The sequence below is a fragment of the Massilia sp. CFBP 13721 genome, assembly GCF_014842025.1.
GTDB lineage: Bacteria > Pseudomonadota > Gammaproteobacteria > Burkholderiales > Burkholderiaceae_D > Telluria.
The window spans coordinates 118141-144120 of sequence record NZ_JACYUY010000001.1; the positions used below are offsets into that span (position 1 = coordinate 118141).

Annotated in this window: 21 protein-coding genes; 10 read left to right on the forward strand and 11 right to left on the reverse strand. The window is 67.5% G+C overall.

The annotated features are described in order from the left end of the window. Nucleotides 1-233: 233 nt before the first annotated feature. From IFT60_RS00520 to IFT60_RS00530, 3 genes are all read right to left on the reverse strand, one after another. On the reverse strand, nt 234-1073 hold the full coding sequence (locus tag IFT60_RS00520; protein WP_192048343.1) for a glucose 1-dehydrogenase: 840 nt from the start codon (nt 1071-1073) through the stop codon (nt 234-236). A 45-nt stretch (nt 1074-1118) separates the two neighbouring features. Further along, nucleotides 1119-2261, reverse strand: a complete 1143-nt coding sequence (locus tag IFT60_RS26390; RefSeq protein ID WP_192048345.1) for a mechanosensitive ion channel family protein — start codon at nt 2259-2261, stop codon at nt 1119-1121. 197 nt (nt 2262-2458) lie between these two features. Then, entirely contained in the window at nt 2459-2641 is a 183-nt protein-coding gene (locus tag IFT60_RS00530; protein ID WP_192048347.1) for a DUF3606 domain-containing protein, read from the reverse strand. 295 nt (nt 2642-2936) lie between these two features. Here IFT60_RS00530 and IFT60_RS00535 point away from each other — a divergent pair, with 295 nt between their 5' ends. The 3 genes from IFT60_RS00535 to IFT60_RS00545 all read left to right on the forward strand — a co-directional run bounded on the left by IFT60_RS00535 (nt 2937) and on the right by IFT60_RS00545 (nt 7850). Next, entirely contained in the window at nt 2937-6035 is a 3099-nt protein-coding gene (locus IFT60_RS00535) for an amidohydrolase family protein (RefSeq protein WP_192048349.1), read from the forward strand. Between the two features lie 88 nt (nt 6036-6123). Continuing rightward, the gene (locus IFT60_RS00540; protein ID WP_524537860.1) at nt 6124-6546 is read left to right on the forward strand and encodes a thioredoxin family protein; all 423 of its coding nucleotides are present in this window, start codon (nt 6124-6126) and stop codon (nt 6544-6546) included. Further along, on the forward strand, nt 6543-7850 hold the full coding sequence (locus tag IFT60_RS00545; protein ID WP_192048353.1) for an MFS transporter: 1308 nt from the start codon (nt 6543-6545) through the stop codon (nt 7848-7850). Before IFT60_RS00540 ends, IFT60_RS00545 begins: the two co-directional genes overlap by 4 nt. A 204-nt stretch (nt 7851-8054) precedes the next feature. On the opposite strand, the gene IFT60_RS00550 is transcribed toward IFT60_RS00545, so the two are convergent. After that, on the reverse strand, nt 8055-9515 hold the full coding sequence (locus IFT60_RS00550; protein ID WP_192048355.1) for an App1 family protein phosphatidate phosphatase: 1461 nt from the start codon (nt 9513-9515) through the stop codon (nt 8055-8057). A 206-nt stretch (nt 9516-9721) separates the two neighbouring features. Here IFT60_RS00550 and IFT60_RS00555 point away from each other — a divergent pair, with 206 nt between their 5' ends. Further along, nucleotides 9722-10807, forward strand: coding sequence for an endonuclease/exonuclease/phosphatase family protein (locus IFT60_RS00555; protein WP_192048357.1), 1086 nt, complete (start codon nt 9722-9724; stop codon nt 10805-10807). A gap of 321 nt (nt 10808-11128) precedes the next feature. Here IFT60_RS00555 and IFT60_RS00560 read toward each other — a convergent pair whose 3' ends face one another. From IFT60_RS00560 to IFT60_RS00570, 3 genes are all read right to left on the reverse strand, one after another. Beyond that, complete coding sequence (locus IFT60_RS00560; protein WP_192048359.1) at nt 11129-11323, reverse strand: hypothetical protein; 195 nt, start codon at nt 11321-11323, stop codon at nt 11129-11131. A 50-nt stretch (nt 11324-11373) separates the two neighbouring features. After that, nucleotides 11374-12189 (reverse strand): DUF481 domain-containing protein, encoded by an 816-nt coding sequence (locus IFT60_RS00565; RefSeq protein ID WP_192048361.1) that lies wholly within the window; start codon nt 12187-12189, stop codon nt 11374-11376. 279 nt (nt 12190-12468) lie between these two features. Beyond that, nucleotides 12469-13761 (reverse strand): NCS2 family permease, encoded by a 1293-nt coding sequence (locus IFT60_RS00570; protein WP_192048363.1) that lies wholly within the window; start codon nt 13759-13761, stop codon nt 12469-12471. Between the two features lie 165 nt (nt 13762-13926). Between IFT60_RS00570 and IFT60_RS00575 the strand changes: the two genes are divergently transcribed. From IFT60_RS00575 to IFT60_RS00585, 3 genes are all read left to right on the forward strand, one after another. Further along, nucleotides 13927-16278 (forward strand): hybrid sensor histidine kinase/response regulator, encoded by a 2352-nt coding sequence (locus tag IFT60_RS00575; RefSeq protein ID WP_192048365.1) that lies wholly within the window; start codon nt 13927-13929, stop codon nt 16276-16278. Between the two features lie 63 nt (nt 16279-16341). Beyond that, nucleotides 16342-17544 carry a hypothetical protein gene (locus IFT60_RS00580; protein ID WP_192048367.1) on the forward strand — a complete coding sequence of 401 codons (1203 nt, stop codon included), beginning with the start codon at nt 16342-16344 and terminating at the stop codon, nt 17542-17544. Nucleotides 17545-18073: 529 nt separating this feature from the next. Beyond that, nucleotides 18074-19261, forward strand: coding sequence for a glycosyltransferase family 1 protein (locus IFT60_RS00585; protein WP_192048369.1), 1188 nt, complete (start codon nt 18074-18076; stop codon nt 19259-19261). Nucleotides 19262-19550: 289 nt separating this feature from the next. On the opposite strand, the gene IFT60_RS00590 is transcribed toward IFT60_RS00585, so the two are convergent. Continuing rightward, entirely contained in the window at nt 19551-19727 is a 177-nt protein-coding gene (locus IFT60_RS00590) for a hypothetical protein (RefSeq protein WP_192048371.1), read from the reverse strand. 195 nt (nt 19728-19922) lie between these two features. Between IFT60_RS00590 and IFT60_RS00595 the strand changes: the two genes are divergently transcribed. From IFT60_RS00595 to IFT60_RS00605, 3 genes are all read left to right on the forward strand, one after another. Further along, on the forward strand, nt 19923-23603 hold the full coding sequence (locus IFT60_RS00595; RefSeq protein WP_192048373.1) for a PAS domain-containing protein: 3681 nt from the start codon (nt 19923-19925) through the stop codon (nt 23601-23603). Further along, on the forward strand, nt 23600-24025 hold the full coding sequence (locus IFT60_RS00600) for an NUDIX hydrolase (protein WP_192048375.1): 426 nt from the start codon (nt 23600-23602) through the stop codon (nt 24023-24025). The genes IFT60_RS00595 and IFT60_RS00600 overlap by 4 nt, the downstream gene beginning before the upstream one ends. A gap of 195 nt (nt 24026-24220) precedes the next feature. Beyond that, nucleotides 24221-25054 carry a phytanoyl-CoA dioxygenase family protein gene (locus tag IFT60_RS00605; RefSeq protein WP_197986173.1) on the forward strand — a complete coding sequence of 278 codons (834 nt, stop codon included), beginning with the start codon at nt 24221-24223 and terminating at the stop codon, nt 25052-25054. 57 nt (nt 25055-25111) lie between these two features. On the opposite strand, the gene IFT60_RS00610 is transcribed toward IFT60_RS00605, so the two are convergent. From IFT60_RS00610 to IFT60_RS00620, 3 genes are all read right to left on the reverse strand, one after another. Next, the gene (locus IFT60_RS00610; protein WP_197986174.1) at nt 25112-25372 is read right to left on the reverse strand and encodes a hypothetical protein; all 261 of its coding nucleotides are present in this window, start codon (nt 25370-25372) and stop codon (nt 25112-25114) included. 67 nt (nt 25373-25439) lie between these two features. After that, nucleotides 25440-25718, reverse strand: coding sequence for a DUF5985 family protein (locus IFT60_RS00615; RefSeq protein ID WP_192048380.1), 279 nt, complete (start codon nt 25716-25718; stop codon nt 25440-25442). 2 nt (nt 25719-25720) lie between these two features. Next, nucleotides 25721-25978: a DUF5985 family protein gene (locus IFT60_RS00620; protein ID WP_192048381.1), complete on the reverse strand. Its 258-nt coding sequence runs from the start codon at nt 25976-25978 to the stop codon at nt 25721-25723. Nucleotides 25979-25980 lie beyond the last annotated feature (2 nt).

The following is a 25980-nucleotide window of genomic DNA, read 5'->3' on the forward strand; positions in this document are numbered from 1 at the left end:
TCCCGAGTCCACGCGTACGTGCCGATGCGGACCGCACCGTTCTTGTCGACCGTATCGATTGCCCACCACGTCGTCGTGATCCGACCGCGTGCGGACGCCGGAGATGTTGCGGCTTGCATGCGCACGTACGCGTGGGCTCGGGAGCCCACCCTACGATGCGCGACGGTTGTGGGTTGGTGCAGGTCGTATGATATTTGCAAAAACGGCCCCCACGACGGGACCGTTCCGGATTCTTACAAAATCGGCGTCCCGCCGGTGACCGCGATCCGCGCCCCGGAGATGTAGCTCGCCTGCTCCGACGCCAGCAGCACGTACACCGGCGCCACTTCGGCCGGCTGGCCGGGGCGCTTCATCGGCACCTGCTGGCCGAAGCTTTCGACTTCCTCGGGCGGCATGGTCGACGGGATCAACGGGGTCCAGATCGGACCGGGCGCCACCGAGTTCACGCGGATGCCCTTGTCGGCCAGCAGCTGGGCCAGGCCGGCGCTGAAGTTGGCGATCGCGCCCTTGGTGGCGGCGTAGGCCAGCAGCGTCGGTTTCGGTTTGTCGGAGTTGATCGAACTGGTGTTGATGATCGACGAACCGGGCGCCATGTGTTTTACCGCGGCTTTGCAGATGTGGAACATTGCCGTGATGTTCACCTGGAAGGTGTAATCCCATTCCTCATCGGGGATCTCTTCGAGCGAGTCGCGCGTCATCTGGAAGGCGGCGTTATTCACCAATACGTCGATGCGCCCGAATTCCTGCACGGCGCGCTCGACGATGGCGCGGCAGTGGCTTGGCACCGCCAGGTCGCCCGGCACCAGCACGGCGCGGCGGCCCGCTTCCTCGACCAGGCGCGCCGTTTCCTGTGCATCATCGTGCTCGTCCAGGTAGGCGATCAGCACGTCCGCGCCTTCGCGCGCAAAGGCGAGCGCCACGGCGCGGCCGATGCCGCTGTCGCCGCCGGTGATCACGGCCGCCTTGTCGGCCAGCTTGCCGGAACCCCGGTAGCTGGTTTCGCCGTGGTCGGCTTTCGGCGTGAGCGCGGACTCGTGGCCGGGCGGCTGCTGTTGTTGCTTGGGCTGGTTCATCGCAATTCCTCGTTCAATGGTGGGTTGACGCGCAGCCCAGAGGTATTACGCCCCTTTCGGCAGGCTGCGCAGGGTGGCCGGGTGCCGCGCGCGGTCGTGCGGCACCTCGGGCGCTCCGGGTTCGACTGCATCCTGCAGCAGCAGTTGCTGCGCGCGCGGCGCGGTCGAGATGCCGAGGTCGGCAAACATCTGCATCGAGGCCAGGATCACGGCCTGCTGGGTATCCATGAAGAGGGTGTAGTCGGCGTCGAGGATCGTGTAGATGACTTCCCACTCGATGTAATCCTGGGTGTACTTGGACAGGTGGGCGCGGTCGAAGCGCACCTTGTCCTGGCGGCCGATGAATTCCGCGATCGCGGCCGGCACCTTCTCCGCCAGCGCGGGCGGGGTGTCCGGATGGGCGCGCAGGTTGTAGACGATGCGGCGCGTGACCATGCGCTTGAAGTTGGACAGCGTGTCCTTCAGCAGTTCGGCGTTCGAGACGATGATCTGTTCGCCGCTCGAGGCGCGCAGGCGGGTCGTCTTCAGGCCGACTTTCTCGACCGTGCCCGAGGTCTTCGAGGTCGAGATGAAGTCGCCCACTTCGAACGGCTTGTCGATGGCGATCGACAGCGAGGCGAACAGGTCGCCCAGCACGTTCTGCACGGCCAGTGCGATGGCGATACCGCCGATGCCGAGGCTGGCGACAAAGGTCGTGATGTTGATGCCGAGGTTGGCCAGCAGCGCCAGCGCGAAGATCACCCAGACACTGGTTTGCAGCACCCAGATGATGAGGGTATGGGCGATCGTGACCTGGGAATCGGCCGCTGCCTGGTCGTGGGTCTGGAAGTAGCGGCGCGCGGTGACCTTGATCGCGCTGTGCAGGTAGATGGCCAGCTGCAGCCCGAGCGTCAGGAACCACAGGTGGCTGACGCGCTCATTCCAGGGCGCCGGCAGGTCGAGGGCCGACAGGCCGATCAGGACCGAGGTGGCGAACACGACCAGGTTGCTGGTGCGCGCCAGGGTCTTGCGCAGCACTTCGGCCACGGGGCGGTGCGCGCGCTCCTCGTCGCCGAGCTGGTTCAGGCGGCGCCGGCCGAGGGCGAGCGCGCCGTGGATGGCAAGGAAGGCGCAGACGGCAAGGGCCACTGCGAAGAGGGCATTGGGGAGCGTGATGTCGAGGGACGCGATGAAGGCGCGGATATCCACTATGGGCTCCTTTTTTTATGGAATAGGGGGCGCAAGGGCGCGCTGTGGCACACAAACCCGCGTCGGCGCTGTCGCCGGCGGAGATGCGATGTCAGTTCAGCGTAGTGAAACCGACTGCTGGCTGGCCGCAGTGTAGCCGCGACCCTGTAGCCGCGGCGCAGGGTGGACGCACGGGGCGTCCGCTACGACGATGGTGATTACTTCTTGCCCTTCAGGTGCTCGCGCACGGCATTCGCCGACACGCCCACCTCGGCCACCGCTTTTTCCAGCTCTTCGCGGGTCACGCCCAGGGCCTCGGTCCAGTGGCGCACTTCATACTCTTCGTGCACGTTGATGCGGCTGCGGTCCTGTTGACCGGCTTTTTGCAGATTATCGGACATGATGACCTCCTCTTGAAGAATGAATGTCGAGTTCGAGTCCACTATGCCAGCCGCAATAGCCATTGTCGGTTAAGCATTTCACGTATCAATCAAATTGCTCTGTAGCAGCTCAGCCGCTAAAAAGTTCCCGCTCGTCAGTACTATTATTTGAGCGAGGTCATCCGAAAGCGCATTCGAACGCAGGAAGTTGCAGTGCTGACTCATCAGTCAGCATTCCGTCAGTCGCCGCTCCGAAACTGACGAGGTCAGCCATGCACTATTTCGGTGCATTTTGGCAACTCTCCCGGAGGCTACAATGAAGATGCAACTGCACTTCCAGCGCACCCGTCCCGTCGCCCGCACTGTTTTCGCCACTGCCGTCGCCGCGGCCCTGCTGTCCGCCTGCCAATGGCCGGGCGGCGGCGTCGACCAGCTCAACGACCTGCGCGGCCCCACGCGCGACGTCACTGTCGAACTGCGCGAAGGCACCAACATGGCGGCCGCGCCGTCGCCCGACGGCAGCCGCATCGTGTTCTCGGCCCAGGGTGCGCTGTGGGTCATGCCCGTTGCCGGCGGCGCCGCCAGACGCATCACCGACTACCGCCTGGAACCGACGGCGCCGGTATGGTCGCCAGACGGCAAGCGCATCGCCTTCCAGAACTACGCGCCCGAGGGGAATTTCCATATCTGGACCATCGACCCGGATGGACGCAACCAGCGCGAACTGACCGACGGGCCCTTCGACGACCGCGAACCGGCCTGGCTGCCCGACGGCAGCGGCCTGGTATTTTCGTCGGACCGCAGCCGCGACGGCCAATATAAAATCTGGCGCGTCGACGCCGGCGGCGGCGCACCGAGCCGGGTCACGACCGGCCCCGGCGCCGAAAGCAATCCGGTGGTCTCGCCGGACGGCACGCGCCTGGCCTACGTCGACGGCGCCAACATCGTCACGCGCGCGCTGGCCGGTGGCGCCCCGACGGTCGTCGCCCCCGGCGCCGCGCCCGCCTGGACGCCGGACGGGACCGACCTGGTCTACCAGAACGCCGCGCGCCAGCTGGTGCTCGGCGGTATCCAGGTGACCCAGGACGAGGACCTCTTCCCATTCCCGGTACGCTTCCTGCCCAACGGCCTGCTGCTGTACACGTCCGATGGCCGCATCCGCACGCGCGCCTTTGATGGCAGCGGCCGCACCGACATCGCCTTCACGGCGCAACTCAAACTGCGGCGGCCGGAATTCTCGAAACCCAAGGACCGCCACTTCGACGATCTCCACCGCCGGCCGGTGCGCGGCATCAGCGCGCCGGTGCTCTCGCCCGATGGGCGCAGCATCGCCTTTGTCGCCCTCAACGACGTCTGGACCATGCGCATCGGCGAGGCCCCGGTGCGGCTGACCGACGACGTCGACCGCGACGCCAACCCGCAATGGACGGCCGACGGCAGCGCCGTCTATTTTTCGTCGGAGCGCGGCAACGCCGGCCAACTCGCGGTCGACCGCATCGACCTGGCCAGCCGCACGCGCACGCGCCTGGCCGCCATCCCCGGGCGCTCGCTGGTCACGCCCAAGCTGTCGCCCGACGGCACGCGCCTGGCCTACACGACCCTGTCGGGGCAGCTCGAGATCTGGACGCTGGCGACGGGCACCTCCGAAGTCATCCTGCAATCGCTCAGCACCCAGGTCAGCACGCCGCAATGGACGCCGGACGGGCAGCGCATCCTGCTGGTCGACAATGAGCGCATCAACAACCGCTTCCGCGAGGGCTACAACAAGCTGCGCGTGATCGACCTGGCCACGCGCCAGGGCACGTTTTACGCCGTCGCCCCGGAGCCGCGCCAGATCGCCGAACGCGACGAGGGCGCCGCCGCACTGGCGCCCGACGGCAGCAAGGTCGCCTTCATCATGGATTCGCGCCTGCACGTGATGCCGCTCGGGGCCAATGGCGCGCCGACCGGTCCCGCACGCCAGGTGAGCGACGACATGGCCGACTTGCCGACCTGGGGCGGCGACTCGCAGACCATCCTGTATAAATCGGCCGAACGGGTGCGCACCGTGCGCGCCGACGGCAGCGACCGGCGCGACATCGAGGTGAAACTGAGCTGGCGCCAGGCCGCGCCTGCGGGCCGCACGGTCATTCACGCCGGCGCGCTGTGGGATGGCGTCGGTTCATCTCTGCGGCGCGACGTCGATATCGTGGTCGAAGGCAACCGCATCGTGTCGGTGGAACCGCATAGCGCCCACGATGCGGACGTGCGTGTGGTCGATGCCAGCGGCTTGACCGTGATGCCGGGCCTGATCGAAACCCACCTGCATCCGCTGACCCTGTACCAGGGCGGCCAGTTCGGCCAGATCGCGCAGCTGATGCTGTCCTACGGGATCACGACGGCGCAATCGGTGGCCGGCCCGCTGCACCAGAGCATCGAGATGCGCGAGGCGCTGGAGGCCGGCAACCTGATCGGACCGCGCCTGTTCGTCTCGCCGCCGCTGTGGGAGGGTAATCGCCTGTTCTACAGCTTCGCGCGCACGCTGCGCACCCCGGGCATCGCCGACATCGAGATCGCCAAGGCGAAACGCATGGATGCCGACTTCTTGAAGAGCTATGTGCGTGCGCCGATCCCCGTCATGGAACGCATCGCGCAAGGGGCGCTCGACCTGGGTGTGCCGAGCGGGACCCACATGGTGCAGCCGGGCGCCGCCACGGGTCTGGCCGGCACCACCCACCTGTCGGCGACCCAGCGCATGGGCTATGGCTGGTCGAAGTCGCTGGCGCGCGCGATCACCTACCAGGACGCCGCCGACGTCTACGGCAAGGCCGATTTCCGCCTGATCGACACGCTGTTCTCCAGCAGCGCCCTGGCCGGGCTCGACCCGGGCATCGTGGCCGATCCGCGCTTCATCCTGGTGCCGCCGAACTTCGTGCCGGGATTGCAGAACGCGCTGCCGCCGACGCCGGCCCAGCTGGCGACGATCGCCAACGACGCCACCCAGCAAGCCAAGGTGCGCGCGGCCGGGGCGCTGGTCGCCAACGGCACCGACTCGCCGCTGGTGGTGCCGGGCATCTCGCTGCACCTGAACATGCGCGGCGCGGCACTGGTGCAGGACAACCTGGCGGTGCTGCAATCGGTGACGCGCGACGCCGCCCGCATCGCCCTGGTCGACAAGGACCTGGGCACGGTGGAAGAGGGCAAGCTGGCCGACCTGGTGGTGGTGGGCGGCAATCCGCTGGCGGATGTGCGCGCGGCGGCCGACGTGCGTTTGGTGGTCAAGAACGGGCGCGTGTACACGCTGGACGAGATCCTGGCGCCGGCGCGCACGCCGGCGCAGCTGGCGGCGCGCAGGCTGGCGTTGCAGGCGCGGGAGAAGTTGTGCCGGGAGGAGCCGCGCCATTGCGAGGCGGAGGAGGGTGGGCACGCGCATTGAGGGGCCGGCGGTAGAGGTGCCGGCAGTAGAGGTGCTGGCAGTAAGCGGCGGGCATGCCCGCCCTACGGACGCGGGCCGTGGGGTGGGCATGCACCGTTCCGGGGCGTATCGTTCCGATATTGCAATAAAACCCTTGGCTCCCCGATGGCGTTTCAGGTACGCTTGTCTTATCGGCACTATTGAGGAGCAACCAATGTCTTACGAAACCTCCCAACCCGAACGCAGCGCGGTCGACGCGCTGCCGGGCCTCGTCGCACTCGACTTCGGCACCAACTGGTGCGGCTATTGCCGCGCCGGCGAGCCGCTCATTGCGGGCGCGTTGAAAGACTACCCGGATGCGCGCCACATCCAGGTCGAGGACGGCCCCGGCCGCCCGCTCGGCCGCTCGTTCCGCATCAAATTGTGGCCAACCGTCGTGGTCCTGAAAGACGGCGTCGAGGTCGCGCGCGTGACCCGTCCCGACAGCGTCGAGGAAGTGCGCGAAGCACTGGCGAAGGCGGTGAGCGCATGAGCCAGCCGAAGGCGCCCGCCAATAAAGCCCCTGCCAATAAAGCCCGTACGGTTCTCTTCGCCAGCCTGATCGGCACGACCATCGAATTCTTCGACTTCTACATCTACGCCACCGCCGCGGTGCTGGTGTTCCCGAAACTGTTCTTCCCGGCGGCCGACCCGGCCGCCGCCGTGCTGCAATCCTTCGCCACCTTCGCCATCGCGTTCTTCGCGCGTCCGGTCGGCTCGGCCCTGTTCGGCCACTTCGGCGACCGCATCGGCCGTAAGGCCACGCTGGTCGCGGCCCTCTTGACGATGGGCGTCTCGACCATCGTGATCGGCATGCTGCCGACCTATGCCTCGATCGGCACGATGGCGCCGCTGCTGCTGGCGCTGTGCCGCTTCGGCCAGGGCCTCGGCCTGGGCGGCGAGTGGGGCGGGGCGGTGCTGCTGGCGACCGAAAACGCACCGCCGGGCAAGCGCGCCTGGTACGGCATGTTCCCGCAGCTGGGCGCGCCGATCGGCTTCTTCCTGTCGGGCAGCGTGTTCCTGCTGCTGACGCAAACCCTGACCGAAGAACAGTTCTTCGCCTGGGGCTGGCGCGTGCCCTTCCTGTCGAGCGCAATCCTGGTCGCGGTCGGCCTGTATGTGCGCCTGAAAATTCACGAGACGCCGGACTTCCAGGCCGTGCTCGACAAGAACGAGCGGGTCAAGGTGCCGGTCGTGACCGTGTTCAAGGAACATGGCCGCGCCCTGGTCCTCGGCACCCTGATGGCGACCTCGACTTTCGTGCTGTTCTACCTGCTGACCGTGTTCGCGCTGTCCTGGGGGACCACCGGCCTGGGCTATTCGCGCACCCAGTTCCTGGTGCTGCAGCTGGGCGCCGTGATCTTCTTCGGGCTGCTGATCCCACCGTCGGCGTTGATCGCCGACCGCTTCGGCCGCCGCACCGCGATGATCGGGGTGACTGCCGGGATCATGGTGTTCGGACTGTTCTTCGGATCCCTCTTCATCGCCAACAACCTGTTCATGGCCGGCCTGTTCCTGGTCATCGGCCTGTCGCTGATGGGCCTGACCTACGGACCGCTGGGCACGCTGCTGGCCGAGCTGTTCCCGCCGGAGGTGCGCTACACCGGTTCTTCGCTCACCTTCAACCTGGCCGGCATCCTGGGCGCGTCGCTGGCGCCGTATGTGGCGACGTCGCTGGCGACGAAGCATGGGATCGCGTATGTGGGTTACTACCTGACCGGTGCGGCGCTGCTGAGCCTGGTGGCGCTGATGCTGGTGCGTAGCGAAGGGCGCCGCGCGGGTGTAGCGCGGGCTTGATTTGGTTTGATGTGCGGGCGTCGTGGGCCGTTGCCTGCGACGTCTGTGGTCAGTTTTGTCCGCGTGGGCACAGGGCGCCCACCCTACAAGTCACGTTAAGGATCTGGCCTGCGGTAAGGCTCGTAGGGTGGGCGCCCCGAGCCCACGCAGATTGGGCCTGTTGATAGCGCTGCAGGCAACAGCCACGACACCTCCCGCACACTCTCACACCGACGGCAGCAGGCTGTCATCCTCCTTCTTGTCCGACCTCACCCCCGCCAGCCGGTCCACCCTGATCAAGCCCTCGGCCGCCGCGTGCGAGGCGGCGAAGACGCTGTCCGGCGCCAGGATCAGCTGGGCGCCGGTGCTGCTGACTTCCTCGATCAGGCGGTCGAGCGCCTCGATGCGCGCCGGGTCCGGGTTGACGTTGCGGATGTAGATCATGCGCACCGCGTGTGGATGCCGGCGCACGATGTCGGCATAGATTTCCGGGTCCTTCTCGCCGCTGTCGCCGATCAGCACGAACTGCATGTCCGGATAAAAACGCAGGATCAGTTCGATCTTGTCGCGCTTGTGGCTGCCGTGGTTGCTCGGCTTGAGCACATCCCGCAGGCCCAGTTCGCGCAGCAGCAGCGGGCCGACCGGAATGCCCTGCAGGCGCAGGAAGTCGACCAGGAAGCCGAACAGGTGCCAGGGGCTGCTCGAGACATAGAACATCGGATTATCTTCGTTGCCGCTGGCGCCGTCGCGCAGCGCGCGGTAAAAGGCGGCCACGCCCTTGAAGGGTTTGCGCGTGTGGGCGTTGGTGCGCGCCAGCATCAGCACCATGTTCAGCTTGTTGGTGACGTTGGTCCACAAGACCGTGTCGTCGATGTCGCTGATGATGCCGAAGCGCGCCGTGGCGGCCGGCACGAAGGCTTCGGCCGAGGCGCGGATCGGCGCGCCGTCGGCGCCGCGCCAGTCCGGCAGTTCGAGGTTCACGCGGTGCGAACCGCCGGCCAGCGCGGCGGCGGATTCGATCCTGAATTCGAAATAGCCGCCGCCGTCGGTTACCGTATCCCAACTGCGTCCGTCGAATTGCGCGACCACGCGCGCGCCCGCCACTTCGTCGGCTTCGAGCCGGTGGTAAAGCGCGACCAGGTTGCTCCAGCTGCTGTCCTGGCCGGTCTGCTCGCGGAAACTCGCCTCGTCGAGCACGCGGCCCCTGATCCAGAGCATGTGCGCATTGCCGAAGCCGAGATAAGGCAGCACCAGCAGCGGACGGTCGCTGCCCACGCTGCGCAGCCGCCGCAGCGCAGCGCTGGCGAAGCGGCCGGCGCGCCAGGCCAGGCGCTCGTGCAGGGCCGGTTCGCCGGGCACGGCTTGCGCCTGCACCGGTTCGGATACCGGGGCGAACGTCGGGGCGGGAGCGGGCACCTTCTCGGGATGTTCGATCCAGAGCCGCCCGGCCGGCAGCCCGGCGGCGCGCAGCACCTGCTCGAACTGGCCGGAAGCTTCGCGCGGCAAGGCCTGCGGCAACACGGCCACGCGCGCGCCGGCCGCTTCGAGTTGCGCAACGTCGGCGGCGCTGGCGACGCCGGGGTTCAGATAGAGAGAAGCGCCGGCCGGCACGATGCGCGCGCCGATGTCGGCGAAGCCGGCGCGGGTCAGGATCAGGAAGGCGGTGTCGGGGCTGGATGTGGTCATCGGTATGCTTTGGCGCGGCAAAGGTCTGGACGCCAAGTATCGCGTATCTGGTCGGTTTGCCAACGCACGGCTGACCGGCCCCACTGTCGAGCGACGCACTGTGCACGCTAGCGCACAGTCCGAATCAAGCGAACCGGGCATACTATGCATGTTGCTTACTTGTCATCGACTTAATTTCACTTATTTGCTCCCAGGATTCGCTCACCATGTCTTTTGTCGTCATCGCAACGCTGGTCATACTGATTGTGATTGCAACGCTGATGCCGCTGTCGCGGCATACCGAATGGTGGGTGCGCGACCTCGATTTCCCGCGCCTGCAGATCGCCATCGTCGCGCTCGGCGTGCTGGTCGCCGAAGCCTTCTTCCTCGACATGGGCGAGCGCGAATCGCCGTTCCTGATGATCGTCACCGGCGCCTGCCTGGCCTACCAGGCCTGGTGGATCATTCCCTACACGCGGCCTTTCCCGAACGAGGTCAAGCTGGCCGTGGACGCGGCGCCGGGTGACCGCATCCGCATCCTCACCGCCAACGTGCTGACCCCGAACCGCAACGTCGATCGCCTGGTCGCCCTGATCCGAGAACACCAGCCGCACGTGTTCGTGACCCTCGAGAGCGACCAGTGGTGGCAGGACCGGCTCGACGTGCTGGAGCCGCAGTATCCGTATGCGCTCAAATGCCCACTCGACAACCTGTACGGCATGCACGTGTATTCGAAGCTGCCGCTGGAAGACACGGCGATCCAGTTCCTGGTCGAAGACGACATCCCGTCGATGCATGCGATGGTGGTGCTGCCATCCGGGCGCAAGGTGCGCATGCACTTCCTGCATCCGGCCCCGCCCAGCCCGACCGAGCACGACGAATCGACCGAACGCGACGCCGAACTGCTGGTGGTGGCGAAAAGCGTGGCCGGCCTGGAAACGCCGGTCATCGTCGCGGGCGACCTGAACGACGTCGCCTGGTCGACCACGACGCGCCTGTTCCGAAAGATCAGCGGCCTGCTCGACCCGCGGGTAGGGCGGGGCATGTTCAACACCTTCCATGCCGACCACTGGTTCCTGCGCTGGCCGCTCGACCACCTGTTCCACAGCCGCCATTTCACGCTCGGCTTCATCCGCCGCCTGCCGCATTTCGGATCCGACCATTTCCCGGTACTGGTCGAACTGCTCTACGACGAGGTGCGCGGCGCGCAGCAGGAAGGGCTGGAAGCCGATGCGGACGACCATGCACTGGCCGAGGAAAAGATCGCGGCCGAGCCGGTGACGGTGGACGACGTGCACGAGCCGCAGGCGTAGCGCCGGTCGAGGCCAGAGATGGAGGCCAGTTGGGTCTACTGAAAATGTAACTAACCAACAAGCTAAGAACAACCAAACAACCACAGCCACCAAGAAAGATGGTCAGGACTACAACGCTTGCAATGAGGCAACGGGAAGGCTTGCCAGGCGCTGGCTTTCGTAGGGTGGGCTCCGCCCACGCGGACGCACGCCATGCATCCCTGCGACGTCCGCAGGGGACTGCTTGCCGGTCAATGCCAGGATGTGTTTCGTCTGTGCTGATGCTCAGACCGCGTGGGCGCGAGAGCCCACCCTACGAAAGCCCGCTGACGCCTGTCGGCATCACGCCTCGCGCCTGAACTCCGGCGCCGGCAACGGATGGCGGCGCTCGTCAGGCCGGGTCAGTACCCGGCGCGCGACCTCGAAGGGCACGCCCATCCCGGCCATCATGTGGGCTGGCGAGCCTCCCTGGGAGGCAGGCGTCTTGATTGCCGCGTCGATCAGCAAGGCGGTCTTGTAGTCGGTTCGTCGATCCATGCGCGCATTGTCGCACGGGAGCGGGGCAGGCCCGTCTCGCCTGTCCCGGCTCAGAACGAATACACCAGCGTCAACGAGGTCTGCGTATCCGTGTTCTTCTTGTCCTCGGGGACGTTGCTGTCGTTACGGGCCGAGAACGCGGCCTTCATCTGCATGGTGTCGTTGATCTTGGTGGAGAGCGCCGATTCGGCGATCGAGTGCACGTTCGAGGTGCCGCGCTCGACGCTGACGGTCTGCACGAAAGCGGCCGACGAACTGACCTGCCAGCGGAAGCGGGCGGCGCCGCGCACGGTCATGCCGCTCTCGGTCTCGCCGGTTTCGCGCTGGCCGTTGAAATAGCCCGGACCGATTTCGACGTCGAGCGCCTTGTCGGCGGTGTTGTACAGCTGCGAGCCATGGCCGACCGCGAACGAGGAATAGCGCGTGTAGGCGCCGAACTTGTCGTTCACGTGCGAGCCGAGGACAAAGGCGCGCGAGCCTTCCTTCATCAGCTTGTAGGCCGCTTTCGCCGAGGCCGCCCAGCGCTCGGCCGAGCGGGTGCGGTAGCGCTCGCCGTCGTCGTCGGTGATCTCGTCTTCCTTGAAGAAGCCGCTGACGATGTATTCGTTGCTCCAGTCGGCGGTTTCGTGGCGCGCGTCGATCTTGCCGCTGATCGAGGTGCCGGTGGTGTTGCCGGACGTGTTGATCGCGCCCAGCTCGGCCGAGGTGAACCAGCTGCCGTCGGGGATGGTATCCGGGCGGTTGACGGAAAGGGCGCTGTGGATGCTGCCGATTTGCGGCAGGTCGTCGGCGGCGCCGTCATAGGCGAAGGCGGTGCTGTGCGCCAGGCCGAGGAGGGCCAGCGCGTATAAACGGAATGAGGTCATAAGCTGTTCAAGGGCTGCGGCAGCCGGCCGGTCGTTCGGGAAAAGAGCGCCCTGATTGTATCCCAGAAGCAGTGAATTTGTGTCGTATTGACGAACTGAATCAGGCTGCGCGGGCGATTCTGATGATGGGACGCTTTGCCGAATTGCCGGCGGTTGAACCGCGTGGGCATGCCCACCCTACGATACACCGCTGCCAACGCGAAGAATCGTTAGCGGTGGTGGACTGCAGGGTGGGCTCTTCGCGCCCACGCGGTTCAACCTTCGCACAGTCGCGCCGCCTCAGGTCCCGATATACACAATCTTGAAAATGAACAGCGCCGCAATCACCCACACCACCGGCTTGACGTCGCGCGCGCGGCCGGTCAGGAGTTTCAGCGCCGCGTAGGTGATGAAGCCGAAGGCGATGCCTTCCGCGATCGAATAGGTGAACGGGATCACCAGCGCGGTGATGGCCGCCGGGATCGACTCGGTCGTGTCGCCCCATTCGATGTCGCCCAGGTCGCGCAGCATCAGGCAGGCGACGAACAGCAGTGCCGGCGCGGTGGCGTAGGCCGGGACCACGCCGGCCAGCGGCGCGATGAACAGGCAGGCCACGAACAGCAGCGCAACGGCGAGGGCGGTGAGCCCGGTGCGTCCGCCTGCCTGCACGCCGGCTGCGCTCTCGATGTAGGCGGTGGTGCTCGAGGTGCCGAGCACGGAACCGGCGACGATCGCGCCGCTGTCGGCCAGCAGGGCGCGGTTCAACCGTTCCATCTTGCCCTCCACCAGCAGGCCGGCGCGGCTGGCCACGCCCATCAGGGTGCCGGTGGCGTCGAACAGTTCGACCAGGAAGAAGACCAGCACGACGTTGATGATGCCGACCGACAGTGCGCCCGGGATGTCGAGCTTGAACAGGGTCGGATCGATCGAGGGCGGCGCCGAAAACACCCCCTTGAAGGTGTTCCCGCCGAAGAAGAACGAGAGGACGGTAACGGCGATGATGCCGATCAGGATGGCGCCGCGCACCTTGAGGCGGTCGAGCGTGACGATCAGCAGGAAGCCGGCAATGGCCATCACCGCCGCCGGCTGGTGCAGGTCGCCGGCCTTGACCAGGGTCGGTTCGCTGCCGACGACGATGCCGGCGTTCTTCAGCGCGATCAGGGCCAGGAACATGCCGAGGCCGACCGTGATGGCCACTCGTAGCGAATGCGGGATGCCGTTGACGATCATGCCGCGCAGGCCGAGCACCGACACCAGGATGAACAGGCAGCCCGAGAGGAACACGGCCCCCAGCGCGGCCGGCCAGGCCACGCCCATGCCTAGCACGACGGCGTAGGCGAAATAGGCGTTCAGGCCCATGCCGGGCGCCATGCCGATCGGGTAGTTGGCGTACAGGCCCATGATCGCACTGCCGAGCGCGGCCACCAGGCAGGTGGCCACGAACACGGCTTCCTTCGGCATGCCGGCGTCGCCCAGGATCGAAGGGTTGACGAAAATGATGTAGGCCATCGTCAGGAACGTCGTCAGGCCGGCGAGCAGCTCGGTGCGCACGTCCGTGCCGCTTTCCTTGAGTTTGAAGTAGTTGTCGAGCATCGTGGAAGGTGTTTCGTATGGATGACCGAAGCATAACACCGCAGGGGCCGCGAGCGCGTGCCGACAGCCCGGCGGTTTTTCACTAATTTGTTGCTTTACGTTGAGAGATTGGTATCATCGATTTGCTGGCTGTCATCTCGATGGCCGTCTACCTGTGAGCTCGCGATGCAAATCCGTGCCTACCTGTACCTGATGGCCGCGGCAATCCTGGTTCCGGTGATCCTCTTCGCCGGCTTTGCATTGCGCCTGCTCGAGCAGGCCGAAAGCGAGCTGGCGCGTGCCGACCTGGCGCGCGCGGCGGAGCGGGTGGCACTGCTGGTCGACGCCCGGCACACGCATACCATCGGCGCCCTCGGGGTGCTGGCGGTCTCGCCGACCCTGGCGCGCGGCGACCTGGCCGCCTTCCGGCGCGAAGCCGAAGCCGCCGCCGACGAACACGACGTCTGGTTCGTGCTCATGGACGAGCGTGGCCGCATGGTGTTCAACACGCTCGGCCCGACCGTTGCCGCAACCGACCAGGACGCGCCGCCGCCTGCGTATTTCCCCGCCATGTTCGCGCAAAACCGCGCCGTCGTCAGCGACGTCTTCCCGGGGCGCGCCAGCGGGCGCCTGGTCACCGTGGTCGCCCAGCCGCAGGCTGTCGTAAATATGCGGGCTGTCGTGAATATGCAAGCCGGCGTGAATGCGCCGCCAGCCGGCGCGCGCCGCCACGTGCTGGCCGTCGGCTTCGGCGCCGACCATTTCCGGCGCCTGCTGGCCGGCGCGAACTTGCCGCGCGACTGGCAAGCCGACATCGTCGACCGCCGCGGCAAGCTGGTGGCCTCCAGCCAGGGACCGGCCGAGCTGGTGGGCCAGGATGCGGCGCCGGACCTGGTGGCGGCCGGCGCGCTCGCCCGAACGGGCATGCTGGAAACGCCGCTGCGCAATGGCGGCGCCGGCACCGTCGCCTTCCACCATACGCCCTACGCCGGCTGGGTGGTCGCGGTCGGCGTACCGCCGGCCGCCGTGGCCGCCGCACCGGGCGGCATGCGGCGCGGCGCGGCGCTGGCCCTGATCGCCGCCCTGGCGGTGGCGATCGCCGTATCGGCCTGGTTCGGGCGCAGCCATGCCCGATCGATCAAGAGCGCGGTCGAGGCGGCCAGCAGCCTGGGGCGCGGCGAATTGCCGCCGCAGCACCGCTCGCGCATCGTCGAGATCGACCGCCTGCTGGCGGCGCTGCGCAAGGCCGGCAAGGAGCTGGGCCGGCTGCAGGAAAAGCGCGAATCGGCCGGCACCGAGCGCCAGTCGCAGCTCGAGCGGGCGCAGGAAGGGCGCCAGGTGGCGGAAGAGGAAAACCGCGCGAAGGACCAGTTCCTGGCCATGCTCGGGCATGAACTGCGCAATCCGCTGGCGCCGATCGGCACCGCGGCCCAGCTGCTGAAACTGCCCGACCTCGACACCCACCGCGCGCGCTACGCCGGCGACGTGATCGGGCGCCAGGTCGAACACATGAACCGGCTGCTGTCGGACATGCTCGATGTCTCGCGCGTCACGCGCGGGCTGGTGACGCTGAACCTGGACGACATCGACCTGCGCAACGTCGTCGAACGCGCCGTCGAACAGACCCGCCCGTTGATGGAGGAACGCCAGCACCGGCTCGACCTGCGCCTGCCCGGGCAGCCGGTCATGGTGCGCGGCGACCAGACCCGCCTGACCCAGGTGGTGGCCAACCTGCTCACCAATTCGGCCCGCTACACGCCGGCGCACGGCGCGATCCAGCTGACCCTGGGCAGTGGTGGTGGCGGCGACGAAACGGTGCTCACCGTGGCCGACGACGGCGAGGGCATCACGGCCGACCTGCTGCCGCGCGTGTTCGACCTGTTTTCGCAGGGCGAGCGCAAGCCCGACCGCGCCGAGGGCGGGCTGGGGCTGGGCCTGGCCCTGGTACGCAGCCTGGTGCAGCTGCATGGCGGCAGCGTCGAAGCGAGCAGTCCCGGGCGCGGCGGCGGCAGCATCTTCACGGTGCGCCTGCCGGTCAAGGCCGAGCCGGCGGCGCTGGCCGCGCCGGCGGCGCCGCCGAACCTGCGCCGCGCCAGGGAAGGGGGCCGCGGCGGCATGGCGGGCACGAGCGCGGGCGCACCCGCCAGCGCCCTGCGTGTCATGCTGGTGGACGACAACATCGACGCCGCCGTCAGCCTGTCGCTGCTGCTCGAAGCCGCCGGCGACCACCTCGTGTCGACCTATTACGACGCCGCCAGCGCGCTCGAGTGGGCCGCCTTCGAGCGCCCCGACGTGTTCATCCTCGACATCGGCCTGCCCGACATGAACGGCTACGAACTGGCGCGGCGCCTGCGCGGCATGCCGCAATTCTCCAGCACGCTCCTGATCGCACTCACCGGCTATGGCCAGCTGGCCGACAAGGTGCGCGCGCGCGAGGCCGGCTTCGACCTGCACATCGCCAAGCCGGCCGAGCCGGAGGAGATCCTGGCGGCCCTGGCGCTGGCCAACGCGGCGCCGGAGGCCGCGCGCGCCGAATAGAGGAAGGAAGTAAATGCGCCGCGATGCGCTACCATGGCGTTTTCAACACTGAACACGCCTACCATGCCGAAAAATAAGAAGCCCGTGCCGCGCAAGGCGGCGCTTGCCGCCGAACCCGATACCGACGCGCTGGCCCAGGCCCTGGCCGACCTCGCGCTCGAGGTGGCCGAGGGCGAGGAGCCGGATCCGGAACTGTCCGCCGCGCGCGAGGAAGAGCTGCTGGTCGCCATCCGCAAGGCGCTGCGCAAGAAGCGCGACGAAGTCCTGTACGGCGCCATCGAACTGGCGCGCTTCACCGATCCCGAGGCTTGCCGCCTGCTGCGCAGCCATATCGGCGAACAGTCGGCCACGCTGCGCCTGCGCCGCGAGAACGAGGATGAGCTGGAGATCGACGCCTTCCTGATTCCGCTGTTCGTGCGCAGCATCGGCGGCCTGGTCGCCGACGAAACCTTCCTCGACGAGGCCTACGAGGAACTGGCGGCCAGCTTCGTCGCGCTCGAACTGGAAAGTCCGAAAGCGAAAGTGGCCCTGGTGCGCCACGCCTACGACCTGGCCGAGGTCGACCACATCGGCTACTCCACGCTGCAGGAATTGCTGCGCGAGGCGGCCGCCACCCTCACCAGCAAGAAACCGGCGCCCGCGCCGCTGCTGGAAGCGAGCATCCGCGGCTGGACCGGCGAGCGCTTCGCGCCCGACGAGACGGCGATGGAGCTGCGCTTCCTGTTCGGCTTCGCGCTTAAACGGGCGGACGATCCGTTCTATGCGGTGCCGAAGAACGAGATCGACGCCGACGTGTATTTCGCCGACCGCATGCGCCGCTACCGTGCCTGGACCGAACGCGTGGCGCCACTGGTGCGGCGTTGCCTGGCGCGCGATCCGGAACGCATCAGCGTCGACTTCCTGTACCAGGACCTGTTCCACGGCGCCAAGGAGCAGGGCGTGGCGGAACTGGCCATGCTCGGCACCCTGGCCGAGATCAACGCCTTGCTGGCGGCCAAGGAACTGGCGGCGGACCGCGTGCGCGCCGTGGTGGCGCCGGTCGATGCCGGCGAACACATCGAACTGCGCGTCAACCTGTACGCGCTCGACGGCGGGCCGCCCTGGGGCGGGACGGCGAAGGCGGTCGACCTGGCCGCCGACCTGGGCGCCGAAGTCGACGAGCTGTGCGACGCACTGGGCTCGATCGGTATCGACGATGTCTCGACCGCCGACAGTTTCGACGCCGACGGCCATCCCGAGGGCGCGCAGCCGTATCCGCCCGCCTGAGGGAAGCTGGACCGCACGCTGTACTGCACCGCAACAACGGAGGCGCAACCGCCCCCGCTGCCGCTTGCGGGCGTCTGCGCCGGCGCTGCGCGGCGCCGCTCCGCACAATGTGCGGCGCCGGAACGGGCGCCCGTCACGGCAGAGTATGCCTACACCCTCGGCGGCGGCATGCCGGCGCCGCCGAACCTCCCAAAACCGCCCGGCTGGCCCTTATGCGGGGTGCGCACGGTTGCGTGTGCTTTCCGTATGGATGAGTTTTCGTAGTGGATTTCCTTGTATGCGAGTAGGACTGCGCTTACAAAGATGCCTGCAGGACATCGGACTCTCCTATGAGGAAATGCTGAACATTTCTCTTCAGTCCTTTCTGGGGACTAATGTTGCAATGCATAAATGAAAATAATATCAGATTTGCATGTTACGATGCAGTTCTCCGGCATCAATGGCAGGGTGTGAAGCCGCTCCACCAACCCGTTGGATCGCTCCGGAACCAAGATCAACTAAAGCGCCACAAAGGCGAAAGGAAATCAACATGCCGACCCTGATCGTGTTTTGCCACCTCCGCTGGGACTTCGTCTTCCAACGCCCCCAGCACCTGATGACGCGCCTGGCGGAACACTACAATATCCTGTTCGTCGAGGAACCGGTGCATAGCGAGGGCCAGGCACACCTGCAAAAGACGGCCGTCGCGCCGAACATCACGGTGTGCCGCCCGCATACCCCGATCCAGAATACCTGGGGCTTCCACGACGACCAGCTGCCGACCATGCAGCGCCTGCTGGCCGACCTGGTGCCGGAAGGCGAACGTCCAGTCGTGTGGTTCTACACCCCGATGGCCTTGCCGCTGCTGCAGAACTTCAACCCATCCCTGGTCGTCTACGACTGCATGGACGAACTGGCCGCCTTCAAGAATCCGCCGAAGCAGCTGCTGCAGCGCGAATCGGCCCTGCTCAACATCGCCGACCTGGTCTTCACCGGCGGCCCGAGCCTGTACGAAGCCAAGAAAGACCGCCACGCGAACGCCCACTGCTTCTCGAGCAGCGTCGACGCCAAGCACTTCCGCCAGGCGCTGGACGCCGCCATCTCGCATCCGGATCAAGCCCATATCCCGGGTCCGCGCCTGGGCTTCTACGGCGTGATCGACGAACGCTTCGACACCGAACTGGTGCGCCAGATGGCCGCCGCCCACCCTGAATGGCAAATCGTGCTGGTCGGCCCGGTCGTGAAGATCGACCCGGCCGAACTGCCGCGCGCCGCCAACGTCCACTACATGGGCCAGCGCAATTACGACGAACTGCCGAAGTTCCTGGCCGGCTGGGACGTCTGCCTGCTGCCGTTCGCCATGAACGACTCGACCAAGTTCATCAGCCCGACCAAGGTGCTGGAGTACATGGCCGCCGAAAAGCTGAGCGTGTCGACCCCGATCACGGACGTCAAGGTGCCGTACGGCGACGTCGTCGCCATCGCCTCGACGCCGGAAGAGTACATCGCCGCCTGCGAGCAGATGCTGGCCAAGAGCGACGACGAACGCGCGGCCCTGGTCGAGCGCATGCGCGACATTGTCGCCAACACCTCGTGGGACAAGACCGCCGGCCGCATGCACGAGTTGATCAGCACCACGGCACCGGGCGCAGCCCGCTCGGCCGCGGCCGCCGTGCTCGAAGGCGGCACCGCGGCGCGCGTCAACCCGCTGCCGGTGGCGCAGAAGTCCGCGGCCTGATTTTTCAGGGTCCGCACAACCCGCCCGGCCGCATGGCCCGGCGGGTTTTTTTATGTCTGTCTGGCTGCTGCAACTGGCGCAGTATCGCGTGCACTGGTTGAACGCGTGGGCGGCGTTCACGCTGTCGTTGATCGATGGGTCCGGTGTAGCCGCCCACCCTACGGTAATGCAAGATACCGCGCGGCGTGTGCAGCAGGACGTAGAGTGGGCGGCTTCATCTGACCATACGCATACACGCGGCTCGAACGCCGCCCACGCGTTCAACGCACGTCCGCGTCCGCGCGATGCGTCACGACGCCGTCGCAGCCTGATTCCGGAACACCCCCGCCGCGCCCTGCAGCGCCCGCGGATGCGCCAGCGCCTCGCCGTCGGCCATGCGCACGATCGACATCGGGTGCGCGAAGCGGATCTGTTCGCGCTCGAAACGGCGGTAGATCTCGGGCAGGATCGCCTGCTGGGTGTCCATGTGGCCGATGTAGTCGGGGCTCTGGAGGCGCGCACAATTGACAATCGGAAGCGCCAGGCCTACATTGTTTTCTTTACAATTACTCGCACATTGACGCGCAACCGGTGCAACCGGCGCGCCCTGCTGACTGATTCGCTGACTGATTCGCTGACTTATTCTTCGATGAGTGGCTCCGTCCAACCCCGCATTCTTCTCGTGGACGATCAGAGCGCCAATCTCGCGGTGCTCGAAGCCCTGCTGGCCGGACTGGACGCCACGCTCGTCCGCGCCGATTCCGGCGCGGCCGCGCTGCGCGCCTTGCTGGAAAATGCGCAGTCCGGCCCCGCTTTTGCGCTGATCCTGCTCGAGGTCCGGATGCCGGCGCTGGACGCGCTCCAGACCGCCGAGCTGATACGCCGGCACCCGCACCCGCACGCGCAATCGCTGCCGATCGTCTTCGTGACCGACGGCGACCCCGACGCCTTTCCGTTCGAACGCGCCGACGCCCTGGGCCAGGTCGACTACCTGGCCAGGCCGCTCAACGCCCACGTGCTGCGCGCCCGGCTCGGGCACTACCTGGCGTGCTGGCGCAAGGACGCCGAGCTGGAATGCCTGCGCGCGTCGGCATCCACGCCCGCGCCGGCGCCTGCCGCCGGCCAGGCCAGCCGCCTGCGCCTGATCCTCGACAACCTGCATGACTACGCCTTTATCGGCACCGATACCGAGCGCCGCATCACCGAGTGGGAAGCCGGCGCCGAGGCGGTCACCGGCTGGAGCGCCGCAGAAGCCTGCGGGCAGTCGGCGGACATGCTCTTCACGCCGGAGGACCGCGCCGCCGGCCACCCCGAGGACGAGGCGGCGCGCGCCCGCGCCACCGGCCGCTCGGAAGACAAGCGCTGGCACCTGCGCAAGGATGGCGGGCGTTTCTTCGCCGACGGCATGATGATCGCGCTGCGCAAGGAGGGAGAAGTGCGCGGCGAACTGCTCGGCTTCGCCAAGATCATGCGCGACGCCACCGCCGAACACGAGGCGATCGAACACCTGGCCGCCAGCGAGCGCGCCCTGCACGACAGCAGCCTGGAACGCGAGCGCCTGGTCGCCCAGCTGCGCACGGCCAACGAGCGCATGCGCGACATCTTTTACCACGCCCCGGCCTTCATGGCCGTGCTGCGCAAACCAGACATGGTGTTCGAGATGGCCAACGAACGCTTCGCCGCCCTGGTCGGGCGGCGCCCGCTGCTGGGCCGGTCGGTGCGCGCCGCCTTGCCGGAACTCGAAGGGCAGGGATTGTTCGAACTGCTCGACGGCGTCTACCGCACCGGTGCCGCCCACGAGGGCAGCAACGTGCGCCTGCAGCTGCAGACCGAGCATGGCGAGCTCGATACCTATTACGTCGACTTCATCTACATGGCGCTGCGCGAGCCGGACGGCACGGTGGCGGGGGTCCTGATCCACGGGATCGACGTCACCGAACGCACCCGCGCCAACCTGCTGGCGGTGGGCCAGCGCGGCGCGCTCGAGCTGGCCGTGTCGGACGCGCCGCTGGGCGACGTGCTCGACCTGCTGGCGCGCACCGCCGAGGACTACGCAGGCGGCGCCGCGCTGGTCGGGATCCAGCTCGCCGGTCCCGGCAACGCGCTGGCGCACGCGGCGGCCCCGAGCCTGCCGGACGCGCTGCGCGCCGCGCTCGACGGCGTCGGTATCGCGCCGCTGGGGGCGGGCGGCGGCACCGCGGCCTGGCGCGCCGAACCGGTCGACTGCGCCGACATCGCGCGCGACCCGCTGTGGGAGCGCTGCCGCGTCCCGGCCCTGGCCGCCCGCCTGGCCGCCTGCAGTGCGCTGCCGATCATCGCGCCCGCGGGCGCCGTGCTGGGCGCGTTCACCTGGTATTACCGCGCAGGTGCGGCGCGTACCGCACACGACGCCGCGGCACTGGACCTGCTCGCCAATACCGCCTCGCTGGTGATCGGCCAGCGCGCCGAGGCGACAGCGCGCCAGGCCGCCGAGGAACGCTCGCACGCGATCCTGGAAAGCATGACCGACGGCTTCCTGGCGCTGGACGCATCCTGGCGCATCGCTTACGCCAACGGCGCGGCCGAGCGCATCACGGGAATGGAGCGCGCGCAGCTGTTCGGCGACGTGTTCTGGGACCTATTCCCGGACTGGCACGGCAGCCCGCAGGAGCAGGCCTGCCGCCGCTGCGCGACCGGGCGCGGCGCGACCCGGACCGAAGTCCACATTGGCGCCTGGGGCGGCTGGTACGAGATCAACTGTTTTCCGACGCCCGGCGGCGGCATCGCCCTCTACCTGCGCGACGAAAGCGAACGGCGCCTGGCCGAGGAGGGCGTGCGCCGCCTGGCGGCGGTGGCCGAGCAGTCGTCCGACTTCATCGGCATCTTCGCGCCCGACGGCGCCGGCCTCTACCTCAACCGCGCGGGGCGGGCGATGGCCGGGCTGCAGGCGGACGCCGAGATCCGCGGCGTGCGCCTGCTCGACCTGTTCTCCGACGACTGCCGCGCCTTTGTGCGCAACGACGTCGTGCCGGCACTGACCGGGGGCGCGCAGAAATGGGAGGGCGAGTTGCGCTTCGCCGGCAGGGAAGGACATGGCGGCGACAAGGGCGTGCCGGTGTATTTCAAGGGCTTCGCCGTGCACGGCGCCGATGGCGCCCACCTCGGCCTGGCGACGATCACGCGCGACATCACCGAGCAAAAACGCGCCGAGGACGAATTGCGCCGCATCGCCGCCGACCTGTCCGAGGCCGACCACCGCAAGAGCGAATTCCTGGCCACGCTGGCGCACGAACTGAGGAATCCGCTGGCGCCGATCCGCACCGGGCTCGACCTGTTGCGCATGGCGCCCGGGAATGTATCCACCGCCGAACGCGTGCACGAGATGATGGACCGCCAGCTCGGCCAGCTGATCCACCTGGTCGACGACCTGCTCGACATCGCCCGCATCACGCGCGGACGCATCGAACTGAAAAAGGAGCAGGTCGACCTGCGCACCGCGGTCGCGATGGCGGTCGAATCGAGCACGGCCCTGATCCAGGCCGGCAAGCATCAGCTGCAGGTGTCCTTGCCGGACGAGCCGCTGCCGCTCGATGCCGACCCGACGCGCCTGGTGCAGGTGCTGTCGAACCTCCTGAACAACGCGGCCAAATACACGCCGGGCGGCGGGCGCATCGCGCTGGCGGCCTGGCGCGAGGACGGGCAGGCGGTGGTGTCGGTCACCGACAGCGGCATCGGCATCGCGCCCGAAGCCATCGGTTCGGTATTCGAGATGTTCACCCAGGTGCGCAGCAGCCTGGACCGCGCCCAGGGTGGACTCGGGATCGGACTGTCGCTGGTGCGCCGGCTGGTCGAACTGCATGGCGGGCGTGTGCATGCCTTCAGCGCCGGGCGCGGGCGCGGCAGCACTTTCACGGTGCGTTTGCCGTTGCGGCGTAGTGCCGGCAGTCAGGAAGACGCGGGCGAGGCGGCGCCGGCGCAGGCGCCCGCGCGCCGCCTGCGCGTGCTGGTGGTCGACGACAATGTCGATGCCGCCGACAGCCTGGCAGCGCTGCTCGGTGCGCTCGGCCACGACACGCGCATGGCGCACGACGGCCCGTCCGGGCTGGCGGCGGCGCGCGCCTTCCTGCCCGACCTGGCCTTGCTGGACATCGGCCTGCCGGGCATGAACGGGCACGAGCTGGCACGGGCGATCCGTGCCTCCGGGCCCGGCAGCGCATTGTGCGACACGGTGCTGGTCGCGCTCACCGGCTGGGGTGCGGCGAGCGACATGACGCTCTCGCACGAAGCCGGGTTCGACCAGCACCTCACCAAACCGGTCAGCCGCGAAGCCCTGGAGCAGGCGCTGGCCACCGCGACCGAAGCACACATCGGAAAGGGCTTATGACGAAGCACACGGTTTCCTGCGGCACCCTGGTGCTCGATACGCGCGGCCAGCTGCTGCTGTGCCACGTGACGCACACGGCCGCCTGGGACATCCCCAAAGGCATGCGCGACCCCGGCGAAACCAGCCTGGAAGCGGCGATGCGCGAATTGCGCGAGGAAGCCGGCGCGGTCTTCGACGCCGCGCGCTTCCACGACCTGGGCGAATTCGACTACCGGCGCGACAAGCGCCTGCACCTGTTCCGGGTCGACGCCGGCGACGAACTGGGCGACCTGGCAGGGCTGCACTGCAGCAGCTACTACCCCCATGCGAAGACCGGCAAGCCGACGCCGGAGATGGATGGCTTCAGGTGGGCGCGGCGCGAGGAGATCAGCCAGCTGTGCTGGCCGCGCATGGGGGCCTTGTTGTTGACCTTGGATTGGTGAGGACGCGTAGGGTGGGCGCCCCGAGCCCACGCGTGAAGCCGGCACCGTGTTGGCGGGGTCTTTGATAAAACGAAGCCAACACCTTGCAACGTTTACGCGTGGGCTCGGGGCGCCCACCCTACGGGTCTGAGCGTGCGCACCAGTAAAGTGTTTCGAAGTACCATGAACCCGCCAAGAAACGAGGAGGATTCGCTAATGAACACCCAAGCCGACCAAGACACCTACGACGTCGCCGCCATCATGGGCGGCCTGTATGGCGACGGCATCATTGCCTGCAAGGGGGCGTTCGAACGGGCCTGGGTCGAACGGCTCGGGCAGGACATCGCCACCCTGTTCGAGGAAGCCCAGCGCCAGCCCGGCGGCGCGCTCGCGCGCGGGCCGAACCGCTATTACGTGGAAGTGCACCCGGAGCGCATTTCCGGCTTTGCCGACATCGTCGGGCACCCGTGGGTGGTGGCGGTCTGCCGCGCGATCCTCGGCCCCGAGTATCGCATCGTCGAAGCCGGCTTCGACGTGCCGGGGCCGGGCGCGCTGCACCAGCCCTGGCACCGCGATTTCCGCTCGCCCGAAGCGACGCTGGTCGGGCGGCGCCTGAATTCGCTCGCGTTCAACATCACCACGGTCGACGTCACCGAGGACATGGGGCCGTTCGAGATCGCGCCCGGCACCCAGTGGGACGACCTGAAGGACGGCGACCCGATGTTCCCGCCACAGGACCTCTGGCCACGCTACCAGGCGCGCGCCCAGCGCAAGCTGCCGCAGATGGGCGACATCTCGGCGCGCTCGGCGCTGACGATCCACCGCGGCACGGCCAACGAATCGGATCGTTCGCGCCCGGTGTTCGTGCTCGGCGTCGATGCGCCCGACGCGCGCAACGCCGACAAGCACGACCTGCAACTGACCCATGCCTATTACGACAGCCTGGCGCCGGAACTGCGCCGCCACATCACCTGCCGCGTGGTCGAGCGGCTGGAACCGATCGTGCAGGCCCATACGATCGAGGGGTTGAAGATGGGTGTGAAGGTATAAGGCAGATATAAAAAGAACGGGCGCCGCGGCGCCCGTTCTTGTACGGCGCGAGAACGGTTACGGCGTGCCCTTGTTCTCGTCCTCGGGTTCCGTCTGCACCGTGTCCGGCATCGACTCGGTCACGCTGCCGGGCAGCTGGCCGACGCGGCGGGTGTCGTCGCCCTGGATGTCGAGGCTGACTTCCTCGGCGACTTCGAAGCGGCCGTCTTCGGCGCCTTCGTCGCCCGGCAGCAGGTTGTCGGAGCGGTTGTGTTCGTCGGTACCCGGTTGCGGCGCCTGCGGGAATTGCGGCTGGTCGCGCTGGTCGATCGTTGCCATGCTGTTCTCCATATCAAAATGTTCACATGGCTTCATTATCCCCGAGCCCGTACCGCGCGGGCGCACGCTAGTCGTGGTCACCCCGTCTATCGCGCTGCGGCAAGTTCTTCTCCAGGATCGCCCACAGGATCAGGCCGTAGGCCAGCAAGCGGATCAGGTAGTGCAGCGGCGAATCCTCGGCGCCGGCGTCGTGCAGCGCCGAATACAGGCGGTGCATGCCCTCGATGAAGAACGAGGCGCCGAAATAGAGGAAGAAGCGGTCTTTCGAGGCGCGCCAGAAACGCAGGAAAAAGAGCGCGATGACGAGCGAACCCATGCAGATCGCGCCGGTGATCAGGTCGGTCATCGTCACTCCTTCTCGTAGATCAGGCCGTACAGCAGCAGGGACACGGCGACCAGGGCGCTGATCAGGCGCGCCGGCAGGAAGTCGATGTTGGGAAACACGATTTTGTCGAGCAACAGGAACAGGTTATTCAGGGTCATCACCGCGAAACACGAACCGCTCCAGAACAGCAGGCGGAAGCGCGTGCGCCGGTAGCTGGCGAACAGCAGCCAGCTGCAGGCAAGCGAGGTCAGGATGCACAGGATGTAGATGGTCTCCGCCACTG

What these genes read in the sequence shown, in the direction of transcription:
- IFT60_RS00605 (WP_197986173.1), top strand. Translation starts at nt 24,221, where the DNA reads ATGAACACCCAAGCCGACCAAGACACCTACGACGTCGCCGCCATCATG.
- IFT60_RS00610 (WP_197986174.1), bottom strand. Translation starts at nt 25,372, where the DNA reads ATGGCAACGATCGACCAGCGCGACCAGCCGCAATTCCCGCAGGCGCCG.
- IFT60_RS00590 (WP_192048371.1), bottom strand. Translation starts at nt 19,727, where the DNA reads ATGGACACCCAGCAGGCGATCCTGCCCGAGATCTACCGCCGTTTCGAG.
- IFT60_RS00550 (WP_192048355.1), bottom strand. Translation starts at nt 9,515, where the DNA reads ATGACCACATCCAGCCCCGACACCGCCTTCCTGATCCTGACCCGCGCC.
- IFT60_RS00540 (WP_524537860.1), top strand. Translation starts at nt 6,124, where the DNA reads ATGCACCGTTCCGGGGCGTATCGTTCCGATATTGCAATAAAACCCTTG.
- IFT60_RS00600 (WP_192048375.1), top strand. Translation starts at nt 23,600, where the DNA reads ATGACGAAGCACACGGTTTCCTGCGGCACCCTGGTGCTCGATACGCGC.
- IFT60_RS00545 (WP_192048353.1), top strand. Translation starts at nt 6,543, where the DNA reads ATGAGCCAGCCGAAGGCGCCCGCCAATAAAGCCCCTGCCAATAAAGCC.
- IFT60_RS00570 (WP_192048363.1), bottom strand. Translation starts at nt 13,761, where the DNA reads ATGCTCGACAACTACTTCAAACTCAAGGAAAGCGGCACGGACGTGCGC.
- IFT60_RS00530 (WP_192048347.1), bottom strand. Translation starts at nt 2,641, where the DNA reads ATGTCCGATAATCTGCAAAAAGCCGGTCAACAGGACCGCAGCCGCATC.
- IFT60_RS00575 (WP_192048365.1), top strand. Translation starts at nt 13,927, where the DNA reads ATGCAAATCCGTGCCTACCTGTACCTGATGGCCGCGGCAATCCTGGTT.
- IFT60_RS00560 (WP_192048359.1), bottom strand. Translation starts at nt 11,323, where the DNA reads ATGGATCGACGAACCGACTACAAGACCGCCTTGCTGATCGACGCGGCA.
- IFT60_RS00580 (WP_192048367.1), top strand. Translation starts at nt 16,342, where the DNA reads ATGCCGAAAAATAAGAAGCCCGTGCCGCGCAAGGCGGCGCTTGCCGCC.
- IFT60_RS00535 (WP_192048349.1), top strand. Translation starts at nt 2,937, where the DNA reads ATGAAGATGCAACTGCACTTCCAGCGCACCCGTCCCGTCGCCCGCACT.
- IFT60_RS00555 (WP_192048357.1), top strand. Translation starts at nt 9,722, where the DNA reads ATGTCTTTTGTCGTCATCGCAACGCTGGTCATACTGATTGTGATTGCA.
- IFT60_RS00520 (WP_192048343.1), bottom strand. Translation starts at nt 1,073, where the DNA reads ATGAACCAGCCCAAGCAACAACAGCAGCCGCCCGGCCACGAGTCCGCG.
- IFT60_RS00585 (WP_192048369.1), top strand. Translation starts at nt 18,074, where the DNA reads ATGCCGACCCTGATCGTGTTTTGCCACCTCCGCTGGGACTTCGTCTTC.
- IFT60_RS00565 (WP_192048361.1), bottom strand. Translation starts at nt 12,189, where the DNA reads ATGACCTCATTCCGTTTATACGCGCTGGCCCTCCTCGGCCTGGCGCAC.
- IFT60_RS00615 (WP_192048380.1), bottom strand. Translation starts at nt 25,718, where the DNA reads ATGACCGACCTGATCACCGGCGCGATCTGCATGGGTTCGCTCGTCATC.